This is a genomic window from Qipengyuania soli (genome assembly GCF_015529805.1).
Classification (GTDB): domain Bacteria; phylum Pseudomonadota; class Alphaproteobacteria; order Sphingomonadales; family Sphingomonadaceae; genus Qipengyuania; species Qipengyuania soli.
This window is the reverse complement of sequence record NZ_CP064654.1, coordinates 2,447,057-2,467,651: the sequence shown is the minus strand read 5'-3', so window position 1 is coordinate 2,467,651 and position 20,595 is coordinate 2,447,057. Positions and strand designations below refer to the sequence as shown.

21 protein-coding genes and 1 tRNA gene are annotated in these 20,595 nt (G+C 62.7%); 14 read left to right on the top strand and 8 right to left on the bottom strand.

Annotated features, from left to right (window positions below; all coding sequences use genetic code 11):
• The first annotated feature begins 48 nt into the window (after nucleotides 1-48).
• From petA to IRL76_RS12270, 7 genes are all read left to right on the top strand, one after another.
• The gene (gene petA, locus IRL76_RS12300; protein ID WP_200981617.1) at nucleotides 49-621 is read left to right on the top strand and encodes a ubiquinol-cytochrome c reductase iron-sulfur subunit; all 573 of its coding nucleotides are present in this window, start codon (nucleotides 49-51) and stop codon (nucleotides 619-621) included.
• A 21-nt stretch (nucleotides 622-642) separates the two neighbouring features.
• Entirely contained in the window at nucleotides 643-1,938 is a 1,296-nt protein-coding gene (locus tag IRL76_RS12295; RefSeq protein ID WP_200981616.1) for a cytochrome b, read from the top strand.
• A 23-nt stretch (nucleotides 1,939-1,961) separates the two neighbouring features.
• Complete coding sequence (locus IRL76_RS12290) at nucleotides 1,962-2,828, top strand: cytochrome c1 (RefSeq protein WP_200981615.1); 867 nt, start codon at nucleotides 1,962-1,964, stop codon at nucleotides 2,826-2,828.
• Nucleotides 2,829-2,907: 79 nt separating this feature from the next.
• Nucleotides 2,908-3,438 carry an adenine phosphoribosyltransferase gene (locus tag IRL76_RS12285; protein ID WP_200981614.1) on the top strand — a complete coding sequence of 177 codons (531 nt, stop codon included), beginning with the start codon at nucleotides 2,908-2,910 and terminating at the stop codon, nucleotides 3,436-3,438.
• 86 nt (nucleotides 3,439-3,524) lie between these two features.
• Nucleotides 3,525-5,384 carry a cation:proton antiporter gene (locus tag IRL76_RS12280; RefSeq protein WP_200981613.1) on the top strand — a complete coding sequence of 620 codons (1,860 nt, stop codon included), beginning with the start codon at nucleotides 3,525-3,527 and terminating at the stop codon, nucleotides 5,382-5,384.
• Complete coding sequence (locus IRL76_RS12275; protein ID WP_200981612.1) at nucleotides 5,381-5,983, top strand: OmpA family protein; 603 nt, start codon at nucleotides 5,381-5,383, stop codon at nucleotides 5,981-5,983. The genes IRL76_RS12280 and IRL76_RS12275 overlap by 4 nt, the downstream gene beginning before the upstream one ends.
• 90 nt (nucleotides 5,984-6,073) lie before the next feature.
• A tRNA-Gly gene (locus IRL76_RS12270) sits at nucleotides 6,074-6,147 on the top strand.
• A gap of 162 nt (nucleotides 6,148-6,309) precedes the next feature.
• Here the strand turns inward: IRL76_RS12270 and panC are convergent.
• Complete coding sequence (gene panC, locus IRL76_RS12265; RefSeq protein ID WP_246450096.1) at nucleotides 6,310-7,155, bottom strand: pantoate--beta-alanine ligase; 846 nt, start codon at nucleotides 7,153-7,155, stop codon at nucleotides 6,310-6,312.
• Nucleotides 7,156-7,321: 166 nt separating this feature from the next.
• Here panC and IRL76_RS12260 point away from each other — a divergent pair, with 166 nt between their 5' ends.
• The 4 genes from IRL76_RS12260 to IRL76_RS12245 are packed head-to-tail and all read left to right on the top strand — an operon-like array spanning nucleotide 7,322 to nucleotide 10,838.
• Nucleotides 7,322-8,119: a division plane positioning ATPase MipZ gene (locus IRL76_RS12260; protein WP_200981610.1), complete on the top strand. Its 798-nt coding sequence runs from the start codon at nucleotides 7,322-7,324 to the stop codon at nucleotides 8,117-8,119.
• Nucleotides 8,120-8,127: 8 nt separating this feature from the next.
• Nucleotides 8,128-8,427, top strand: a complete 300-nt coding sequence (locus tag IRL76_RS12255) for a J domain-containing protein (RefSeq protein ID WP_200981609.1) — start codon at nucleotides 8,128-8,130, stop codon at nucleotides 8,425-8,427.
• Nucleotides 8,427-9,830, top strand: coding sequence for a phosphoglucomutase/phosphomannomutase PgmG (gene pgmG / locus IRL76_RS12250; RefSeq protein ID WP_200981608.1), 1,404 nt, complete (start codon nucleotides 8,427-8,429; stop codon nucleotides 9,828-9,830). The genes IRL76_RS12255 and pgmG overlap by 1 nt, the downstream gene beginning before the upstream one ends.
• 6 nt (nucleotides 9,831-9,836) lie before the next feature.
• Complete coding sequence (locus IRL76_RS12245; protein ID WP_200981607.1) at nucleotides 9,837-10,838, top strand: hypothetical protein; 1,002 nt, start codon at nucleotides 9,837-9,839, stop codon at nucleotides 10,836-10,838.
• Between the two features lie 11 nt (nucleotides 10,839-10,849).
• Here the strand turns inward: IRL76_RS12245 and IRL76_RS12240 are convergent, their stop codons facing one another.
• A complete protein-coding gene (locus IRL76_RS12240; protein WP_200981606.1) occupies nucleotides 10,850-11,071 on the bottom strand; it encodes a hypothetical protein in 222 nt (73 codons plus the stop codon).
• Nucleotides 11,072-11,167: 96 nt separating this feature from the next.
• Here IRL76_RS12240 and IRL76_RS12235 point away from each other — a divergent pair, with 96 nt between their 5' ends.
• Nucleotides 11,168-13,639, top strand: a complete 2,472-nt coding sequence (locus IRL76_RS12235) for a ligase-associated DNA damage response DEXH box helicase (RefSeq protein ID WP_200981605.1) — start codon at nucleotides 11,168-11,170, stop codon at nucleotides 13,637-13,639.
• 6 nt (nucleotides 13,640-13,645) lie between these two features.
• Here the strand turns inward: IRL76_RS12235 and IRL76_RS12230 are convergent, their stop codons facing one another.
• The 6 genes from IRL76_RS12230 to IRL76_RS12205 all read right to left on the bottom strand — a co-directional run bounded on the left by IRL76_RS12230 (nucleotide 13,646) and on the right by IRL76_RS12205 (nucleotide 17,335).
• A complete protein-coding gene (locus IRL76_RS12230) occupies nucleotides 13,646-14,092 on the bottom strand; it encodes an ExbD/TolR family protein (protein ID WP_200981604.1) in 447 nt (148 codons plus the stop codon).
• 79 nt (nucleotides 14,093-14,171) lie between these two features.
• Nucleotides 14,172-14,600: an ExbD/TolR family protein gene (locus tag IRL76_RS12225; protein ID WP_246449762.1), complete on the bottom strand. Its 429-nt coding sequence runs from the start codon at nucleotides 14,598-14,600 to the stop codon at nucleotides 14,172-14,174.
• A gap of 180 nt (nucleotides 14,601-14,780) precedes the next feature.
• Nucleotides 14,781-15,218, bottom strand: a complete 438-nt coding sequence (locus IRL76_RS12220; RefSeq protein WP_200981603.1) for an ExbD/TolR family protein — start codon at nucleotides 15,216-15,218, stop codon at nucleotides 14,781-14,783.
• A gap of 38 nt (nucleotides 15,219-15,256) precedes the next feature.
• On the bottom strand, nucleotides 15,257-15,787 hold the full coding sequence (locus tag IRL76_RS12215) for an ExbD/TolR family protein (RefSeq protein ID WP_200981602.1): 531 nt from the start codon (nucleotides 15,785-15,787) through the stop codon (nucleotides 15,257-15,259).
• Between the two features lie 84 nt (nucleotides 15,788-15,871).
• A complete protein-coding gene (locus IRL76_RS12210; protein WP_200981601.1) occupies nucleotides 15,872-16,642 on the bottom strand; it encodes a MotA/TolQ/ExbB proton channel family protein in 771 nt (256 codons plus the stop codon).
• A 51-nt stretch (nucleotides 16,643-16,693) separates the two neighbouring features.
• A complete protein-coding gene (locus IRL76_RS12205) occupies nucleotides 16,694-17,335 on the bottom strand; it encodes a TonB family protein (RefSeq protein WP_246449760.1) in 642 nt (213 codons plus the stop codon).
• A 338-nt stretch (nucleotides 17,336-17,673) separates the two neighbouring features.
• Between IRL76_RS12205 and IRL76_RS12200 the strand changes: the two genes are divergently transcribed.
• The gene (locus IRL76_RS12200) at nucleotides 17,674-18,561 is read left to right on the top strand and encodes a hypothetical protein (RefSeq protein ID WP_246449757.1); all 888 of its coding nucleotides are present in this window, start codon (nucleotides 17,674-17,676) and stop codon (nucleotides 18,559-18,561) included.
• Nucleotides 18,562-18,675: 114 nt separating this feature from the next.
• Nucleotides 18,676-19,986, top strand: a complete 1,311-nt coding sequence (locus IRL76_RS12195) for a homoserine dehydrogenase (protein WP_200981599.1) — start codon at nucleotides 18,676-18,678, stop codon at nucleotides 19,984-19,986.
• The last annotated feature ends 609 nt before the right edge of the window (nucleotides 19,987-20,595 follow it).

The window sequence follows — 20,595 nt, the reverse complement described above, 5'->3', positions numbered from 1 at the left end:
GGTCCTCGGGCGGGGGCGCAGGTAACAGGCAGGCAAGGCAACGCGCTGATGGCAGACACCGCTGCAACCGCAACTCCCGAAACGGCAGGCGTGACCGACGACGGCATCCGCCGCCGCGACTTTCTCGATATTGCAGCCGTGAGCGCTGCCGGAATCGGCGGCCTCGCGGTTGTCTATCCGCTGGTCAGCCAGATGGCGCCTTCCAAGGACGTGCTGGCCGCGAGCTCGACCGAGGTCGACGTGTCGGCGATCCAGCCGGGTCAGGCGATCAAGGCGGTGTTCCGCAAGCAGCCGCTGTTCGTCCGCCGCCTTACCCCGGCCGAAATTTCCGCTGCCGAAGCGGTCGCCACCAGCAGCCTGCGCGACCCGCAGACGCTGGAAGAGCGGACCAAGGAAGGCCACAAGGACATGCTCATCACCATGGGCGTCTGCACCCACTTGGGCTGCGTCCCGCTCGGCGCTGCCGAGGGCGAGGTGAAGGGCGAGTTTGGCGGCTATTTCTGCCCGTGCCACGGTTCGCACTACGACACCGCCGGCCGCATCCGTAAGGGTCCTGCACCGAAGAACCTCGAAGTGCCGGAATACGAGTTCACCTCCGACACCGTCATCCAGGTCGGCTGAGCTTAGAGAAGAGAAGAGACCATGAGCTTTCCCTGGGCCAAGGAATACACCCCGACCACTCCGTTCATGAAGTTCATGGACGAGAAGCTGCCCCTGCCGCGGCTGGTCTATAACGCCATCGGCGCCGGCTACCCAGTTCCGCGCAATCTCAGCTACTTCTGGAATTTCGGCGTCCTCGCCGGTTTCTTCCTGGTGTTGCAGATCGTCACCGGCGTGGTCCTGGCGATGCATTATGCCGCCAACGCGCAGGTCGCCTTTGCGACGACCGAGCACATCATGCGCGACGTCAACTGGGGCTGGCTGATGCGCTATGCGCACGCCAACGGCGCCAGCTTCTTCTTCATCGTCGTATACCTGCACATCTTCCGTGGCTTCTACTATTCCTCGTACAAGGCCCCGCGCGAGATGATCTGGCTGCTCGGCGTCGTGATCTTCCTGCTCATGATGGCCACCGCCTTCATGGGTTACGTCCTCCCCTGGGGCCAGATGAGCTTCTGGGGCGCCAAGGTGATCACCGGCCTGTTTGGCGCGATCCCGCTGGTGGGCGAGCCTATCCAGGTCTGGCTGCTCGGCGGCTATGCGCCCGACAACGCCGCGCTCAACCGCTTCTTCAGCCTCCACTTCCTGCTGCCCTTCGTGATTGCAGGCGTCGTGATCCTGCACATCTGGGCGCTGCACATCCCCGGCTCGTCGAACCCGACCGGCGTGGAAGTGAAGCAGGAATCGGACACGATCCCGTTCCACCCGTACTACACCGCGAAGGACGGCTTCGGCCTCGGCGTCGCATTGCTGCTGTATTTCGCGCTGGTGTTCTTCCTGCCGAACTACCTCGGCCACCCGGACAACTACATCGAGGCGAACCCGCTTTCGACCCCGGCGCACATCGTTCCCGAATGGTACTTCTGGCCTTTCTACGCGATCCTGCGCGCCTTCACCGCGGACTTCTTCTTCATCCCGGCGAAACTGATGGGCGTGCTCGCCATGTTCAGCGCGATTCTCATGTGGTTCTTCCTGCCCTGGCTCGACAAGTCGCCGGTGCGCAGCGGCCACTACCGCCCGTTGTTCCGCAAGTTCTTCTGGTTCGGCCTTATCCCGACCATGGCGGTGTTGTTCTACTGCGGCGGCGCCGCGGCCGAAGAGCCCTATGTCATGCTCAGCCAGATCGCGACGGCGTACTACTTCCTGCACTTCCTGGTGATCCTGCCGATCATCTCGCAGATCGAAACGCCGGAACCGCTGCCCTATTCGATAACCGAAGCCGTTCTCGGCTCTGACGACAAGGCTGTGCTTGGCGAAAACGCCAAGCCGGCGGTCTGAGCGAGAAAGAGAGACTTGAGATAATGAGCAAACTCCTCAGCATCCGCCTCGTAGCTATCCTCGTCGGCATCGGCTTCACGGTAGCCGTCCTGTGGGCCTTCGTGACCGGCGCCGCCGCTGTCATCCAGGAAGGCGAACTCAAGCCTGCCACGGCAGAGCACGAGTTTCACAAGCATCCGAACAAGTACGCCTGGTCGTTCGACGGGCCGTTCGGCAAGTGGGACGTCCAGCAGCTGCAGCGCGGCTTCAAGGTCTACAACGAAGTCTGCTCGGCCTGCCACAGCCTGAAGTTCGTCTCGTTCCGCGACCTCGAAGCGATCGGCTATGACGAGAGCCAGGTTAAGGCATTCGCTGCTTCGAAGCAGGTCCCCGGTGTCGATCCGGCAACCGGAGAAGCGACCACGCGTCCCGGCCTGCCGACCGACTACTTCCCGTCGCCGTTCCCGAATGCGGTTGCTGCGGCTGCGGCCAACAACAACGCCATTCCGCCCGATCTTTCGCTGATCACCAAGGCGCGCCATGACGGCTCGAACTACGTCACCTCGCTGCTGACCGGTTATCAGGAGATCCCGGCAGAGCTGAAGAAGGAATTCCCCGACTTCGCGCTTTCACCGACCGGCCACTATAACCCGTATTTCGCCAACCTCGGCCTGGCCATGGCCCCACCGCTTTCGGCTGGCGCGGTCACCTATGACGACGGCACCGACGCCTCGGTTGAGCAGATGGCGAAGGACGTCTCGGCCTTCCTCACCTGGACTGCCGAACCTTCGCTGGTGAAGCGCAAGCAGACCGGTTGGCCGGTGCTGATCTTCCTGCTCTTCGCGACAGTTCTTGCCTACCTGTCGAAGCAGCAGATCTGGGCGGCGGTGAAGCCCAAGAAGCGCGGCTGATCCTGCTTTCCAAGCAAACAAATAGCGCCCCTCCATCCTTCGGGATGCGAGGGGCGCTTCCTTTTCCGGGAGACGCGATTTGACCCCCGCCGAACTCAAGGCGCTCGTGCGTACCATTCCCGACTTTCCCAAGACCGGCATCCAGTTCCGCGATATCACCACGCTGATCGGTCACGGAGAAGGGTTTGCAGCCACGGTCGAGTGGCTGGGTGAAAGGGTCGCGGGTGCGTCGGCTATCGCTGGAATGGAGGCGCGCGGGTTCATATTCGGGGCGGCGGTTGCCGCACGCCTCGGCCTGCCGTTCCTCCCGATCCGCAAGCCGGGCAAACTGCCATGCGACACGATCGGCGTGGATTACGAACTCGAATATGGCCTGGACCGGCTCGAGATGGATCCGAGTGCGGTAACCAATGGGCAACCCGTCGCCATCGTCGATGACCTGCTCGCTACCGGTGGCACCGCGTCTGCCGCGACAAAGCTGCTGCGCCAGGCCGGGGCGGAGGTGGCGCTGGCGGCCTTCGTGATCGACCTTCCCGATCTCGGCGGTGGGAACCTGCTGCGTGCGAATGGGGTCGAAGTCCACGCGCTGATGGAGTTTGAGGGCGACTGACACGCGCTGTCGGGAAAAATCGCCCCGGTCGTGCGTTGGGGGAATAGGGCGCTCGCGGGATCGGGCGCGGGCGATCCAAGGGGCTAATGGAACAGACACTCGTCATCGCAATGGTCGGCATGCTCGGCATCGGGGCACAATGGCTTGCGTGGCGCACCGGTTGGCCCGCGATCGTGCTGATGCTTGCGGCAGGCTTTCTCGCCGGTCCTATCCTTGGTCTGTTCAGTCCCGAACACGCTTTTGGTGACCTGCTCGAACCGATGGTCGCCATCGGCGTTGCGCTGATCCTGTTCGAAGGCGGTCTCAGCCTCGATTTCCGCGAACTTCGCCATGCAGGCGATGGCGTATGGCGCCTCGTTATTTTCGGCGTCCCGCTCGGCTGGTTGTTCGGCTCGCTCGCGGCCCACTCGATCGGCGGGCTGGAATGGCCGGTGGCAATCCTGTTTGCAGGCATCCTTGTCGTAACCGGACCAACGGTGGTCATGCCGCTGCTGCGCCAATCCTCGGTCCAGCCCCGTCCGGCGGCGATCCTCAAATGGGAGGCCATCGTCAACGACCCGCTCGGGGCACTCTGCGCCGTCGTGGCCTATGAATACTTCCGCCGCATCGCCGAATTCCCCGATGCCGGTCTTTTCGAGGTAGTTCCGCCGCTGATCCTCGCCGCGATCATTGCAGGCATCATCGGCTATGTTGCGGCGGCGGCGATCGCTTGGTCCTTCCCGCGCGGAGCCGTGCCCGAATACCTCAAGGTGCCCGTGCTGCTGACGACGGTCATCGTCGTTTTCGTCTTCTCCAACACCATCGAGCACGAGGCCGGACTTGTCGCAGTGACCGTGATGGGCATCGCGCTCGCGAACATGAACGTCCAGTCGCTCCGCAGCATCCACCCGTTCAAGCAGAACGTGGCCGTCCTGCTCATCTCGGGGCTCTTCATCCTGCTTTCTGCGAGCCTCGAATTCGCCGACCTCGCCTATCTCAACTGGAGCTTCGGGCTCTTCCTGCTCGCCCTGCTCTTCGTGGTGCGCCCGGCGACGATCCTGCTGTCGTTGCTCGGTAGTTCGGTCCCGTGGAACGAGCGCCTGTTCCTCGCCTGGATCGCCCCCAGAGGTATCGTCCTCGTTGCAATATCCGGCCTCTTTGCCTTGCGCCTTGCCGACATCGGCTTCGACGGCCGCGCGCTCATCGGGCTTAGCTTTGCCGTGGTTGTCGCAACCATCGTGGCGCACGGTTTCACCATCGACCTTGTCGCCCGCATGCTCAAGATAAAGGGCAGCAACCGTCCAGGCATGATCATCGTCGGCAGCACGCCCTGGACGAATGCGCTCGCGGACATGCTGCGCGAAATGGAGACGCCGGTCATGGTCGTCGATTCGAGCTGGCAACGTCTGGCCCCTGCACGCCAGAAAGGACTGCCGTTCTATCACGGCGAGATTCTCAACGAGGCGACCGAGCACAATCTCGACCTGACGCCCTATTCGGTCCTCGTCGCGGCGACCGAGAACGAAGCCTACAATGCGCTCGTCTGCAACGAGTTCGCCTACGAGATCGGGCGGGACCGGGTCTTCCAGCTGGGCGAATCGGTCGACGACAGGGATCGGCACACGCTTCCCAACAGCATTCGCGGCAGGGCCCTGTTCGAATCCGGTTTCGGTGTCGAGGACGTCAACGAGCGCCAGGCCCAGGGTTGGGTCTTCCGCAAGACCAAGCTGTCCGACGAATTCGGGTTCGAAGCGGCGCAACAGCGACTGCCCGATGCCGCGAACATGTTGCTGCTGGTCCGGCGCGACGGCACGATCCGCTTCTTTACCCACGCCGCGCATCCCGAACCGCGTGCCGGCGACACCATCGTCAGCTTCTCCCCGCCGCAGCGACGCACACCCGGCGAGGTTGCTGCGAAGCGTGCGAGCAAGAAGCAGAAGCAACGTCCCGCAGGAGAGAACGCATGACTTCGCGTCGAGCCAGCACAACAGCGGCCATTGCCGTCACCCTACTTGCAACGATGGTCGTATCGTGCGGCGATCGTGATCCCGCACCCGAACCGGAAGCGACAGCATCGGGAACTGGCAAGTCGATCTTCCGCCCCGAATTTCAGGTCGAGCCGATCGGCGGTGCAGAAGCGGTTGCGCCTGCGCCGCTCGACACGACAGTCCGGTTCGAGGAGGGCGTCGAGCTGGACGAGCAGGCGCGCGCAGACATCGCCACGGTCGCCCAGTCGCCGCAGGCGGCGATGGACTGGCCCATCATCCTTCGCGGTCACAGCGATTCGGGTGGTAGCGATGCAAGCAACATGAAGGCCTCGATCGAGCGCGCCGAGGCGGTGAAGGCCTTCCTGGTCGAGAACGGCATCGCCGAATCGCGTATCACCGTGATCGGCTTCGGCGAACAGAACCCGGTGGCGCCCAACGCCCTGCCCGATGGCTCGCCCAACGAAAGAGGGCGTGCCGCCAACCGGCGCGTCGATATCCACATTGGAAGCCCGGATCCCAAGCCGGTGGTAGAGGAACCGACGCTGGCCGAAACCCTGGCCGAACCAACCGAGGAATAGATTTCCGGTGGTTGAGATGAGCGGTTGACGATGCGCCTGCTGCAATGGCATTGGCGCGCTAGTCCGCGGGTGCCTCAAGGGTCTCGCCGAGCGGGTATAGCATAGTGGTAATGCACTAGCCTTCCAAGCTAGCTAGAGGGGTTCGATTCCCCTTACCCGCTCCACCATTTTCCAGCGTTCCAGACGCAAATCGGGCGCGAAACGCTTCCGCGCATCGCGCCCGATCATTGCGACTCCGAAGGGCCGGCGTAGCCAGCCAGCTTCGACGTGCAGTCGCTCTGGCGGAAACGTTAACACGAGGCAATTCCCATGAAATGGGGACGCTCTCACACCGCCATATTGTCGATGAGACGCGTGCCCCCGATCCGGGCTGCGACAAACAGGCGAGCATTCCCATTCGGGCTCGACAGCGGAGCAATTGAATCGGCATCGCGAAGCTCGGCATAATCGACTGCCTCGAAGCCCGCGGCGATGATGGCGGCCTTGAGGTCTGCAATCGCTTCCCCTGCGTCGGCGCCCTTGGCGATCCGTGCGATTGCCTCGCGCATGGCGGCGGAAAGGCCTGCCGCCTGCACGCGCTGCTCCTGCGACAGATAAGCGTTTCGGCTCGACATCGCGAGACCATCGGGTTCGCGCACGATCCCAACTCCATGGATGGCATCGGCATGAGGGAGTGTGAGGTCGAGGTCGCGCGCCATGCGCCGGATGACGGCCAACTGCTGCCAGTCCTTCTCGCCGAAGAATGCCATGTCGGGCCGGACCTCGTTGAACAGTTTGCACACGACGGTGGCAACACCGTCGAAGTGGCCCGGCCGGGCAGCTCCGCACAGACCCTCGCTTACTCCGCTGACCGAGATGCTGGTGGCATAGCCCTCGGGATAGACCTCTCCCGGTGTCGGTGCCCAAAGCAGGGCCACGCCCTCACGTGCGAGCAACTCGGCGTCGCGCTCAAGCTGTCGTGGATACGAATCGAGGTCCTCGCCTGCACCGAACTGGCGTGGATTGACGAAGATCGAAACCGCGACGTGGTCAGACTTTCCGCGCGCCTCACGCACCAAGGTCAGATGGCCTTCGTGCAGTGCGCCCATCGTCGGGACGAGGGCGAGTGTACCCGATCCTTTCAGCGCGTCTGTCTCGCGGCGCAATTCGTCCAGCTTCGTAACGGTAATCAGCGTCGCTCTCCCAAGTCCGCTTCGGGCCGACGCATAGGAGGCGGGGCGTGCGCTGGCCAGAGAAACCGCGACAGTGGAATTGTCACCCGCCTTGCCGGACCGCGCGTTGCGGCAGATGGCGTGCTTGGATAGGAGCCGTGCAACAGAATACAGCATGGACCCTTCAATGACCGCCGCTCCCCACCGTATCGTCTTCGCCAACGAAAAGGGCGGTACGGGCAAGTCCACCACTGCAGTGCATGTTGCCGTTGCGCTCGCATTTCGCGGCGCACGAGTGGTGGCGTTCGACCTCGATCACCGCCAGCAAACCATGTGCCGCTATTTCGAGAACCGCGCGGACACAATGAAGCGCCGCGGCATCGACCTGCCCACGGTGGAATGTCACGTGGTCGAGGGAATGGACGAAGCTGGTTTCGAGGCATTCATCGCCGACAAGGCGGCCGGAGCGGATTTCGTGGTCATCGATACGCCTGGTCGTGACGACCCCCTCGCGCGCCATGCTGCGACGACATCTGACACTCTGGTGACCCCGATGAACGACAGCTTCGTCGACTTCGATCTCATCGGCCAGGTCGAGGGCGAGAGTTTCAAGGTCAAGAAACTGTCCTTCTATGCCGAGCTCATCTGGGAAGCGCGCCTCAAGCGCAGCCGCGCGAGTATCGAGCAGAACCGGCGCCAGATGGACTGGGTGGTCGTTCGCAACCGCACCGGCCACACAGAAGCGCGTAACATGGCACGTATCGAACAGGCGTTGAACGAGATGGCCAAGCGCGTGGGTTTCCGCATCGCCAGGGGATTGTCGGAGCGTGTGATCTACCGCGAGCTCTTCCCCTCGGGCCTGACCTTGCTCGACAAGGGGCAGCTGGGCGACCTCGGCACCAGCCACCTCGTCGCGCGACAGGAGTTGCGCGGGCTCGTCAAAGGCTTACGACTGCCCGGAGACACTGCCGTCCAGCCGGAGTAACCCGCCGCATGACCCGCCTTATAGCCATTGCCGTGCTGGTATCGGTCGCATGCCGCTGGATCTTCGGCAAATGGCCGTGGGAATACCTCTCCACACCCGACACCCGCTCGCAGGCGCTGTTCAAGGCCCGCAAGCTGCTCGGGGTGAGCGCCGCTGCGGATGCGCGTGAAATTCGCGAGGCGCACCGTCGCATGACCGCAATGATTCATCCCGACAGGGGCGGCACCAACGCCGCGATGCAGGAACTCAACGCAGCCCGCGATCTGCTGGTCGAGAACCTGCCGTACGAGACACCGGAGCAGAATTGATGACTCACACCTTCCACCCCACCGTGCTTCGCGAATACGACATTCGCGGGATCATCGGCGAGACGCTGGGCCCCGACGATGCCCGCGCGATCGGTCGCGGCTTCGGGACGATGCTGGGCGAGGCAGGGGGCAAGCGCGTCGCGGTAGGTTACGACGGGCGCGTGTCCTCGCCGATGCTCGAGCACGCACTGGTCGAGGGGCTGACCGCTTCGGGGATGGACGTCGTGCGCGTCGGCATGGGGCCGACGCCGATGCTTTACTATGCCGAAGCCTCAGCCGAGGACGTGGATGGCGGCATCCAGATAACCGGCAGCCACAACCCCGCCAATTACAACGGCTTCAAGATGGTGTTTCAGGGCCGACCGTTTTTCGGCGCCGACATCCAGGAACTTGGTCGTCGCGGCGCGGCGGGCGAGTGGGCGGACGGAAATGGCAGCGTCGAGGACCGCGATGTCATGGACGCCTATGTCGCCAAGATGCTGTCCGCGCTCGACGGGATCGAGCCTGCGGTCCTGTCCTCCATGCGGATCGGCTGGGACGCGGGCAATGGCGCGGCGGGCCCCGCGCTCGAGAAGCTCACCGCGGCGCTGCCCGGCGAGCACCACCTTCTCTACACTGAAGTCGACGGCAATTTTCCCAATCATCATCCCGATCCTACTGTCGAGGCAAACCTTGAGGATTTGCGTGCGCTCGTCTCCGCAAAGTCCCTCGATTTCGGTGTGGCCTTCGACGGGGACGGCGACCGGATCGGTGCGATCGACGGCCAGGGGCGGGTGATCTGGGGCGACCAGCTGCTGATGATTTATGCCGAGGACCTGCTGAAACGACGCAGCGGCGGCACGATCATCGCCGACGTGAAGGCGAGCCGCGCCCTGTTCGACCACGTCGCGAAATGCGGCGGCACCCCGCTGATGTGGAAGACAGGCCACTCGCTAATTAAGTCCAAAATGAAGGAAGTTTCCTCACCTTTGGCGGGGGAAATGAGCGGCCACGTCTTCTTTGCCGACGAATACTACGGTTTCGACGACGCGCTTTACGCCGGCGTTCGCCTGATTGCGGCGGCTGCGCGGCTGGGCCAGAGCGTCACCGAACTGCGCGGCGCCATGCCGGCCATGGTCAACACACCCGAGCTGCGCTTCCAGGTCGACGAGGAGCGCAAGTTCGCCGCCATCGGAGAAATCGCAGCCCGGATTGCTGCGAGCGATGCGGTTGCGGACACTACCGACGGTGTCCGCGTGACCACCGACGATGGCTGGTGGCTTCTGCGCGCCTCGAACACGCAAGACGTTCTCGTCGCCCGCGCCGAGAGCGAGAGCCAGGCAGGCCTCGATCGCCTCGTCGCCCAGATCGACGAACAATTGGCGCTGAGTGGGCTCGAGCGCGGACCGCAGGCGGGACACTGATCCAAGGTGGGTTTGTGGCGGCGGCCTTGGCCTTGGCGCGAACTCGGCATCGACGCGACAACTGACACGCAGGCAATTCGCGAAGCCTATGCCAGGAAAGTGACAAGTCTTGGGCTGTCTACATCGACGACCAGCTTTTCTCGATTGAATGAGGCGCGCGATGCTGCGCTGTCGATTGCCGCAAGCGGGATTACGGGAACGGTTGGAGAGCCCCAAGAGCCGGAGGCCCATCCGACGGCCAACGGGAGTCGAATTGAGCGTCTTTTCGGTCGTCTAGAAATTTGGCGTCTCTGGATCGTGACCCTTGCTTTAGTCGCCTTGCTTTTGATGAAACTGCTTGGGGTCGTAACGAATTTTTTCGATGAGCCCGAGGACGATGGCAGGAGGGTCGTTTCGAAAGATTATACCTGGAATGGTGCGAGGGTCGATGAGGTAGTGCCGGCTCTCTTTGGCGAAAGCTTCACATATGAACGCCTTAAGAGAGCAAATCCCGCTTTTGCCGAAGAGCTAATCAGTGGCATCGGCGACGAATACGGCGACACTGATCTTGAAAACGCACGTTCGTTTCTGCGCTCTACCATGATGAATTCCCGCGCCTTCCTGCCCAGGACGGAATTGCTGCAGCTTAGCCGGTTGCAGCTTTCTTGGTTACGAGCTGCGAGAGAGGAAGGCGGAACCGCATGTCGGGAAGTCACCGGACACAGCTACTTCGATGGCGTGCCTATGCTGGACAAAGCCGCGCTTTCAGAAGAGCAGGCGATCGCTCGCGAATGGATTGCATCGATCGATTTTGTGCCCAAAGGCGTCGACAATCCAGAGCCGCAGCGAGCCCTTCCTACTTGGACGATGGCCGCGGTCCAACGTTCGACGGGTCTCGATCCTATCGCTATCAATGCTTCGTTGGCCAATCTTACAGACCAACACCGCTGTGACGTGACTATCGCCCTGCTTGAAGCACTACTGGCTCGCCCGCAGGACGCTCCTTCGTCCTTGCTCGTCTCGATCTAGACCGAGGACATTCAGGGCGTCGGCGGCTTGGCAAGGACATATTCGCTAACACGCTCCGCCGTGCCGAAGAGCTTCTCGGCCACTTCATCGAGGTCCCCGTCGCACACGAGGTATTCGCCCGATGAGAAGTGGATCGAGGCACCATAGATGCCCTGTGTGATGTAGGTAATCTGGTCGGTGTTGACGATGCCGAGGTGGCTTTCGCCCTGGATTGCCAGTTTCACGTAACCCATGGACATCCTCCGTCGCTGCATGCGCCCTTGCGGTTGCGACCTCGAGGAACCCGTCAAATCTTGTTGGTTGGCGTCTCCATACCATATCAGGGAGGCATGGAGCCAGAGCGCATACCACAGGAAATTGCTGCCTGGTTTTCCGGGCGCGGCTGGCGAGTCCGGCGCCATCAGGAAGAAATGCTCGCGGCGAGTGATGCCGGTCGCCACGCCCTGCTGGTGGCGGACACCGGCGCAGGCAAGACGCTGGCGGGATTCCTTCCCACGCTGGCGGACTTCGCACCTTCACGGCTCGAAAGCCGTGCTCCTCCAGAAGGTTTGCACACACTTTACGTCTCACCCCTCAAGGCTCTGGCGCATGACGTCCAGCGTAACCTCCTCACCCCGGTCGAGGAGATGGGTCTGCCGATCCGCATCGAAACGCGCAGCGGCGACACGCCCTCGGACCGCAAGAAGCGCCAGCGCGAGCGGCCGCCGCACATTCTGCTGACCACACCGGAAAGCCTCTCGCTGCTCCTGTCCTATCCCGAGAGCTTCGAGTTGTTTCGTGGATTGAAGCGCATCGTCATCGACGAGGTTCACGCCTTTGCTACGGGCAAGCGCGGCGACTTGCTGGCACTGGCACTCTCTCGCCTGCAGGCTATCGCTCCTGACATGCGGCGCGCCGCGCTCTCCGCGACTGTCGCGAGCCCAGAGAGTTTTCGCGAATGGCTGGCACCGTGGGGCGACATAGATGCGGTCGAACTGGTCGAGGGCGAGCAGGGCGCGCCGGCAGAGGTCGAGATACTCCTGCCGGACGAAGAGCGAGTCCCTTGGGGCGGGCATGCCGCGACCTGGGCGATTCCACAACTTTACGACCAGATCCGAAAGAACCGCACGACCCTGATCTTCACCAACACGCGCTTTCTGGCCGAGTACATCTTCCAGAACCTGTGGGATGTGAACGAGGACAATCTGCCCATCGGCGTCCACCACGGCTCACTCTCCAAGGAAGCTCGCCGCAAGGTCGAAGGAGCGATGGCGCGTGGCGAATTGCGCGCACTCGTGGCGACCGCCAGCCTCGATCTTGGCGTCGACTGGGGTGATATCGATCTGGTCGTGCAGATGGGCGCGCCCAAGGGTTCCTCACGCCTGCTCCAGCGGATCGGCCGCGCCAACCACCGGCTCGATCAGCCCAGCCGCGCCATGCTGGTTCCGGGCAATCGCTTCGAATTCCTTGAGGCGACGGCGGCCAAGGATGCTGTCGACCAAGGTCAGCGCGACGGGGAGGATTTCCGCCCCGGCGGGCTCGATGTCCTGGCACAGCACGTCATGGCCTGTGCCTGTGCCGGTCCATTCCAGGAGGAGGAACTGCTTGCAGAGGTGCGCGCCAGCCTTGCTTATTCCTGGGTCGACAAGGAGGTCTGGGGTCGCGTCCTCGAATTCGTGGCGACAGGGGGCTATGCCCTGCGTGCCTACGACAAGTTCAAGCGCATCGTGCGTGACGGCAAGGGTGTGTGGCGCCTTTCGCATCCGGAGCAGGCAGCAAGGCACCGGCTCAATGCAGGGATCATCATCGATTCCGAGATGCTCGACGTGCGCATCAATGCAGGTCGCGGAAGAGGTGGGAGAAGCCTCGGGAAGGTAGAGGAGCGCTTCGCTGCCTCGCTCAGTCCCGGCGATACTTTCGCCTTTGCCGGCATGAGTCTCGAGGTCATCAAGGTGCAGGATATGGAAGTGGTCGTGAAGGCCGCCAAGGCCAGCGCCATGATCCCGAGTTACGGCGGGCAGCGTATGCCGCTGACTACCCATCTTGCTGACCGCGTACGCTTTATGCTTGTCGATCGCGCTGGCTGGGGCAGATTTCCCGACGACGTCCGCGAATGGCTGGAAGTCCAGGACTGGCGTTCGCAGATGCCCGGGCCGGGCCAGCTGCTCGTCGAAAGCTTCCCCCACGCCAAGCGGTTCTACAGCGTCTACTATACTTTCGAAGGCTGGAACGCGAACCAGAGCCTCGGAATGCTGATCACGCGTCGTATGGAGGACCGGGGTCTGATGCCGGGCGGTTTCGTCGCCAATGACTACTCGCTGGCCGTATGGGGATTGAAGCCGGTAAAGGATCCCGCCCCGCTCTTGTCGCCGGACATTTTGCAGGATGAGTTCGTTGAGTGGGTGCAGAATTCGCACCTGCTGCGGCGCGCCTTCCGCGAGGTGGCAGTGATCGGCGGGCTGGTCGAGCGCCAGCACCCTGGCAAGCGCAAGACGGGGAAGCAGGTCACCTTCTCGACCGACCTCATCTACGACGTTCTGCGCAAGTATGAACCAGACCATGTCCTGCTCGAGGCTGCCTGGGCGGACGCGCGGACGCGGATGACCGATGTGGGACGGTTGGGCGACCTCCTCGACCGGGCGGCCGAGCAGCTGGTCCATGTCGAGTTGGATCGCGTCAGTCCGTTGGCCGTGCCGGTCATGGTAATGATCGGACGCGAGGCGACGCCGCAAGGCTCGGTCGACGATGAATTGCTGCTAGAAGCGGAGAGTCTGGCGGGGGCTGCGATGCGCGTGGACGAGGTTGACGTAATTCTAGACTAACGGGCTTCAATCCAGCTTCAGCAGTGGCGAGCAGCTTTCGCTACGGGCAGGGGCAGGGGCAGGGGTATCGAAGGTCGCAGGCCGGTCATAGTGGCGGTATCGCGAGATTTCCGAAAACCTGAAGCATCGATCGACCAGGTCCTTCGAACGCACCATACCGAGAACCTCGAGAACCCGCGCGTAGGATGCCTTGGCATCCGGAGTGAACAGAAGGACGGGCCGCGGCTCGATTTGGGCGTGCTGGTCGAGGATGAGGGCAAGGTCGCGATCCGAAACAGGCTCGCCGTTCCAGAGAAGGGCCCCGTTTTCCCTGAGAATCAGCCGGTTTACGGGAGGAGATAGGGGGCCTGCTTCATGGGGCCCGGGCAGGGGCAAAGCGACAGTCAGCACGTGCGGTGTGATGCCGTAGGTCAGGAGAACCAGGGCTGCGGCAATGGCGAAAATGCCGGCCAAGGGTACAAGTCCGAGCCACCTGATGGGCTCGCCGTGGTCAAATCTGGTCCTGATCCGAGCGCCTGCGCGCCGCTTCCACCTATTCGGCATCAAAATTCCGGTATCGTTCGTTGCCGATGAACGCGAACCTTCGCACGCCGGAATCCTTGATGAGGGCGATCGTCTTGGCTGATTTGTCGTAGCTGGCCCGAGCGTCAGGCTCGAAGCGCACGAGAGGCTGGTCGGTATTCTTCGCCGCACTGGCCAACTGGTTCAACAGCTCCTGGCGATCTAGCTCTAGACCATTCCAGAAAACCCGGTCGCTTACATCGATGTGGACCGTGTTGACCTCCAGGATTTCAAAGCGGCCCGGACCATTAGGAAGGGGAATGAGCAGGGAGTGGGTCGCGATCGGGATGACCATGATGAACATGATGAGCAGTACCAGCATGACGTCTATCAAAGGCGTGATGTTCAATTCCGACATCGGACGGTACGTGGTGGCACAGCGGCGGTGGGTGTAGGGCACATGCGACTCCCGTGTGAGAGACGTAATAACATCACAAAATGATGTGGTGAGCAAGCTGCTTGCGGGCTCGGGTATCCCTGAAGCAAAGAGAAGCGGCTTCCACTCCCGCCTTTCGGACAAAGAAAAGGGGCGGATCGCTCCGCCCCTTCTCCGCTTCTTTGTGTTGGCTACGCCGGTACTTTAGCCAGCCTTGCCGAAAGTGCGGTAACGCTCGTTGCCGACGAAGCCGAACTTGGTCACGCCGCTGGCCTTGATCACCTGCAGCACCTTTGCCGCGAGATCATAGCTGGCGAGAGCTTCCGGTTCGAACTGCAGTTCGGGTTCGACAGCCATCTGGGTCGATTCTGCCAGAAGCGTGCGCAGCTGGCCGAGATCGATGGCATTGCCGTTCCAGAGGATCTGGTTGTCGACCGTAAGCACCAGCTTGTTCTTCTCCGGCTCGACGATCACGTCGGGCGGGGTCGGGTTCGGCTGGGGCAGGTCGATGTCGACCGAGTGGGTTGCCACCGGAATGGTGATGATGAACATGATGAGGAGAACGAGCAGGACGTCGATCAACGGCGTCATGTTCATTTCCATCATCGGCGCGCCATCATCCTTGCCGCCTGACATTGCCATAGTGGGTTACTCCTAGTCTTCTCTGTCGAACCGCGCGATCAACCGTTGGGGTCGACCGGGTTCGAGATAAACCCGACGGTGGGGTAGCCCGCCGCCTGGACGTTGTAGATCGCACCGGCAACACAGGACCACGGGGCATTCACGTCACCGCGAATGTGTACCTGCGGGATCTTGTCCGGGTCTTCCATGATAGCTTCAGGACCGCCAGCGCGCTGGACGATCGCGTCCAGACGTTCGAACGCCTGGTCATAAAGCTCTTCGGAAGAGACTGCCGAGATGTTGTTGAAGTAGACCCTGCACTGGCCACTGCGCGAAGCTCCGGTAAAGCCGGGCTCACCCGCACTGCGACCGGCTTCATCGGTCGTGCTGACGGTCAGGAGGAGATTCTCCACCTTGTCCTTCGATTCGACCGATTCGAAGACCGGGATTTCCAGCTTTTCGATGGTCTGGATCGCGACCGGAACCGCGATGAGGAAGATGATCAGAAGCACCAGCATCACGTCCACCAGGGGCGTGGTGTTGATGTCCGACATCGGAGTACCTTCTCCTCCTCCTGTCGAAATCGCCATGGTTCAAATCCTATCGTTCGAAATTCTTGGGCTCGATGCGTTTGCTGCGAGGGGCTGCCGCGGCAACCCCTCGCAAGGCATCGATTACTTCTTCGCGGCCGGGGCCGTAGCAGCAGCCTTGGCGGCCTGCTGGGTCGACGGCGCGGTCATCACGGCCGGCTTAACCGAACCGTTCGAGTTGATGTAGGCGAGCAGATCGGTCGAGAAAGCGCTCAGCATTTCCTGGATGCGCTTGTTGCGGCCCTGCAGCCAGTTGTAGGCGAAAACGGCCGGAACCGCGACGAGCAGACCGATGGCGGTCATGATCAGTGCTTCACCGACCGGACCCGCGACCTTGTCGATCGAGGCCGAACCGGCGATGCCGATGTTGATCAGGGCGCGGTAGATACCGATAACCGTACCGAGCAGGCCGACGAACGGTGCGGTTGCACCGACGGTGGCCAGGAACGGCAGGCCGCTGGCCAGCTTCGAGTTGATGGTGTCTTCCGAACGCGCGAGCGAGCCGTGCATCCAGTCGTGCGCCTCGAGCTTGTCGGTCATCTTGGCGTGCTGGTCTTCAGCGGTCACCGCGTCGTCGACGAGCTGGCGCCATGCGCTGTTCTTTTCGAGCTTGGTGGCGCCTTCGCGAAGGCTGTTAGCCTTCCAGAAGTTGGTGCGAACGCCCTTGTACTGCGCCACCACCTTGCGCTGCTCGAACAGCTTGGTGAAGAGGATGTAGAACGAGCCGACCGACATGATCACGAGAACGGTGAGGATCGACCAGGCGATAATACCGCCCTGTTCCATGGCTTCGAGGAAACCGAAGGAGCTCTGCGGAGCCGCATCCGCGGCAGCTGCAAGAATTTCAAAGGTCATAGCGAGTGGTCCTTTTAGGTAATGTGTGCCCGCCTTCCGGGCGGGATGAAACTAGTTGAGCTGGTAAACGATGGTGGTCGAATACTGGTCGGGAATACCGTTACCAGCCGAGTCCAGCGCGGGGTTGAAACGGGCATAACGAGTCATGCCATCGCAAGCCGCGGAGTCGAGATCGCTCGAGCCGCTCGAACGCGTCACGGTGCAGCTGCCGACGCGACCGTCGGGGGTGACCACGACGGAAACGCCCACAGAACCCTCGGTGCCTTCACGTTCGGCCTTGCGAGGATAGTTCTGCTGGATGCGGCGGGCCCAGCCTGCCTGACCCTTGGGGGTCGCACCACGAGCCTTGTCCACTGCGGGCGGCGGCGGCGGTGCCGGCGGCGCAGGTGCAGGGATACGGACCGCAACCGGTGCCGGCGGCGGAATCGTGGTCTGCGTGCGGATCGGCGGCGGCGCCGGCGCGATATTGATCGGCGGCGGCGGTGCCACCGGCGGCGGCGGCGCATTGTCGGGTTCGGGCGGCGGAGGTTCGTCCTCCGGCTCGGGCGGCGGCGGCTCCTCGATATCGATCGTGGTCACTCGCTCGATCATCTTGGTCGCCGCCTCGTAGGCGAGACCCGTGATAAGCGCGTAACCGAGAGCGATATGGATGAGGGCAACAATGATGATCGCGACAACGCGATTGCCGCTCATCTGTTGGTCAGCATATGCCATTCGGTCGCTTCACTCCATCGGTCGTCCCGGTGGGATCCGGGAACGAGAGGTTCTTCGGGATTACGTGCGATACGTGCGACCCGGAACCTCGATTAACTTTCGAACATCGCAGCAACCCCTAAGGTTAACGACGATGCGGAAGGCCTGCGGTTCCCGATAGAAACCCCAAGTCCTCTCCCCCAAGCAATAATGTATCATGGCTTGGGCCCGGCTCGTGGCTTTAGCTACGACTCCCAACTTGGGCAAACGCTTTATCGGTTAACCGCGGATTCAGTGGCTTGCGGGGATTGCTGGCGGGGAACCGTGCACCATCAGCGATGATTGACCGATTCGACTGCAAGCTGCACAATTTTTTCCCGAACGGAGCCGACCAGATGCGCAATCCCGCCCAGACAATCCTGCTGGCCATGGCCCTTGTATCGTCGCCCGCCGTCGTTTCGGCGCAGGTTTCGGCGACACCAGGCATGACCTATGCCGACGTCGTCGCGATTGCCGATGGCACCCCGCTGGTTGTCCGTGCAAAGGTGAAGGACCAGGTCGCGGTCGAGCCCGAGCGCTCTCACGGCCTCGCTCCCGGTCACGTGCGCCTTTATGTAGAAGCTCAGACGACCGCGCTGATCGCAGGCCGCGCGCCGCTTGGCGAATCGCTGCGCTATCTTGTCGATGTGCCGCTGACCGCAAAGGGCAAGGCGCCGAAGCTCAAGAAGCAGGAGTTCGTCCTGTTCGCACGTCCGGTGGCTGGTCGCCCGGGCCAGCTCCAGCTCGTCCGGCCAGATGCGCAGTACGCGTACACGCCAGAATTCGAGGCGCAGCTCCGCCCGGTGCTTGCATCGCTACTATCGCCCGATGCACCTCCTCGGGTGACGGGGGTGCGCGACGTGCTCTCCGTTAGTGGCACGCTGGTAGGGGAATCGGAAACACAGCTCTTCCTGGATACGGAAAACGATGGGCCGGTTTCCGTCACGATTGTGAGACGACCCAACCAGGCACCGCGCTGGGGCGTCTCCTGGACCGAGATCGTCGACCAGGCCGCCCGCCCGCCGCAGACCGGGACGCTGGAATGGTACCGCTTGGCCTGCTCCCTCCCGCCCCGTCTGCCGGCCGAAGCGAATCTCTCCCGTGACTCCGAGGCGCGGGCTCTGGCAGCACAGGACTATGCCTACGTGATGCAGCAGCTTGGCCCCTGCACGCGCTCGCAGCGGTAACAGCTTGCGCTTGGCGCACGCCAAGACAAACTGGTTCCCAGCCGACCCCCTGCTGCGCTAGTCCGCGAAACATGAAATCGCTTGCTCGAAAACGTGGCGGGGTCGCTGCGCGCCATGGCTGAACCGCTACGCATCGCCCTAGCCGGGCTCGGAACCGTAGGGACAGGCGTGATCCGCCTGCTCGAGACCAATCGCGACATGGTCGAGCGGCGTGCCGGCCGGGCGATCGAAGTCGTCGCGATCAATGCCCGCGACCGCAGTAAGGACCGCGGTATCGACCTTACACCCTATGCCTGGGTCGATGACATGCAGGCCATGGCCGAACGGGCTGATGTCGATGTCGTCGTCGAACTGGTCGGGGGTTCCGATGGTCCGGCTCTGAGTCTAGCCCGTGCTGCGCTCGATGCGGGCAAGGGTCTGGTGACCGCCAACAAGGCGATGGTCGCACATCACGGAATGGAGCTTGCCGAGCTCGCGGCAATCAAAGGTGCGCCATTTGCATTCGAAGCAGCGGTCGCGGGCGGCATTCCTGTGGTGAAGGGCCTGCGCGAAGGCACGGCCGCCAACGCGCTCACCAGAATTTACGGCATCCTCAACGGCACCTGCAATTACATCCTCTCCGAAATGGAGCGCACCGGTGCCGACTTCGATGCCATGTTGAAAGCGGCGCAGGAGCAGGGTTATGCCGAAGCCGATCCGACCTTCGACATCGAGGGGATCGACGCGGCACACAAGCTCGCCATCTTGGCCGCGATCGGCTTCGGCACGCGGATCGATTTCGCTGGCGTGCGCACCAGTGGCATCACTGAAGTGCGGTCGACCGATATCGCGCAGGCGGACGCACTGGGGTATGTCGTGCGCCTGGTCGGGGTGGCCAATCTCGATGAGGGTGACGACGGCACTTGCCGTCTCATGCAGCGTGTGCGCCCGTGCCTCGTCCCGTTCCGCCATCCGCTTGCCGCCGTCACGGGCCCGACCAATGCGGTCGTGGCCGAAGGAGATTTCGCAGGGCGCTTGTTGTTTCAAGGCGCCGGAGCAGGCGACCGGCCTACCGCGAGTGCGGTGGTCGCCGATCTCATCGACATCGCCCGCGGCCTCGCTGGCGCACCGTTCTCTGTGCCGGTAGCGCAACTTGAGACGCTCGACCCGGGCGATCCCGGCGAGCGCGTGGGACGCGACTACATCCGCTTCACCGTTGCGGATCGCCCCGGTGTGCTGGCCGAGATCACCGCCGCCATGCGCGATGCCGGGGTGTCGATCGAGAGCCTCATCCAGCGTGGCCGCGACGAGGATGGCGGTGAAGTGCAGGTCGCGATGGTGACGCACGAGGGTCCCGAGCGCTGTGTCACCCAGGCACTGGCCTTGCTCGACGGCTCGCCTAGCCTGACGGCTCCGCCTCTGGTGATGCCGATTCTGAAGGACTGACCTGTTGTTCGACCGAAGGCACGGGAGGGAGGCCGAGTTCTTCTTTCAACGCCGGAGGTGAAGCAGCGTCATGTCCCAGTGGCGCAAGGCCGCGTGCAATCCGATCCGCGTCAGAGCCCGGAGGCGCTGCCGGCAATGCCGTGACATCGATGAAAAGGGCCGGTGGCGGCGGACAAGGCGGGATGAAACAACCTCGCGCCACGACCACGCCGGGATAGTGGGGCTCGAGGTCCGGGGCACGTGGGTCGTCCTTGTCACGCGTCTTGTCGGCGTAGCGGCTTTCCCATTCTTCCTTGTCGAAGCCGTAGCGGGAAGTGTCGGCCTTCCTCCTGCAAACCACAATCTCGCCCGATATGGCAGCGGCTTCCTGTTCCTCGCTGCAATCCTCGAGCGGACCCTCAGATTCCCCCCCCCGCGTTGCCAACAGATCGATGCGTTCGGGCGGAGTGCCTTGCTGAGCTTGGGCGTGAAGGGGGACAAGGGGGGTCAGAAGAGCGATGACTGGCACAATCCGGGTCAGTCGTCTCGACAATGCCATTTCCCCTGTCTATCGGCGCGCGCATACGAATTCGAATGGGCTGCGACCGCGGCACCATTCAGCTTTGAGGG

What these genes read in the sequence shown, in the direction of transcription:
- IRL76_RS12280 (WP_200981613.1), top strand. Translation starts at nt 3,525, where the DNA reads ATGGAACAGACACTCGTCATCGCAATGGTCGGCATGCTCGGCATCGGG.
- IRL76_RS12195 (WP_200981599.1), top strand. Translation starts at nt 18,676, where the DNA reads ATGGCTGAACCGCTACGCATCGCCCTAGCCGGGCTCGGAACCGTAGGG.
- pgmG (WP_200981608.1), top strand. Translation starts at nt 8,427, where the DNA reads ATGACTCACACCTTCCACCCCACCGTGCTTCGCGAATACGACATTCGC.
- IRL76_RS12205 (WP_246449760.1), bottom strand. Translation starts at nt 17,335, where the DNA reads ATGAGCGGCAATCGCGTTGTCGCGATCATCATTGTTGCCCTCATCCAT.
- IRL76_RS12210 (WP_200981601.1), bottom strand. Translation starts at nt 16,642, where the DNA reads ATGACCTTTGAAATTCTTGCAGCTGCCGCGGATGCGGCTCCGCAGAGC.
- IRL76_RS12255 (WP_200981609.1), top strand. Translation starts at nt 8,128, where the DNA reads ATGACCCGCCTTATAGCCATTGCCGTGCTGGTATCGGTCGCATGCCGC.
- IRL76_RS12295 (WP_200981616.1), top strand. Translation starts at nt 643, where the DNA reads ATGAGCTTTCCCTGGGCCAAGGAATACACCCCGACCACTCCGTTCATG.
- IRL76_RS12220 (WP_200981603.1), bottom strand. Translation starts at nt 15,218, where the DNA reads ATGGCAATGTCAGGCGGCAAGGATGATGGCGCGCCGATGATGGAAATG.
- IRL76_RS12215 (WP_200981602.1), bottom strand. Translation starts at nt 15,787, where the DNA reads ATGGCGATTTCGACAGGAGGAGGAGAAGGTACTCCGATGTCGGACATC.
- IRL76_RS12235 (WP_200981605.1), top strand. Translation starts at nt 11,168, where the DNA reads ATGGAGCCAGAGCGCATACCACAGGAAATTGCTGCCTGGTTTTCCGGG.
- IRL76_RS12290 (WP_200981615.1), top strand. Translation starts at nt 1,962, where the DNA reads ATGAGCAAACTCCTCAGCATCCGCCTCGTAGCTATCCTCGTCGGCATC.
- petA (WP_200981617.1), top strand. Translation starts at nt 49, where the DNA reads ATGGCAGACACCGCTGCAACCGCAACTCCCGAAACGGCAGGCGTGACC.
- IRL76_RS12200 (WP_246449757.1), top strand. Translation starts at nt 17,674, where the DNA reads ATGATTGACCGATTCGACTGCAAGCTGCACAATTTTTTCCCGAACGGA.
- IRL76_RS12240 (WP_200981606.1), bottom strand. Translation starts at nt 11,071, where the DNA reads ATGGGTTACGTGAAACTGGCAATCCAGGGCGAAAGCCACCTCGGCATC.
- IRL76_RS12260 (WP_200981610.1), top strand. Translation starts at nt 7,322, where the DNA reads ATGACCGCCGCTCCCCACCGTATCGTCTTCGCCAACGAAAAGGGCGGT.
- IRL76_RS12275 (WP_200981612.1), top strand. Translation starts at nt 5,381, where the DNA reads ATGACTTCGCGTCGAGCCAGCACAACAGCGGCCATTGCCGTCACCCTA.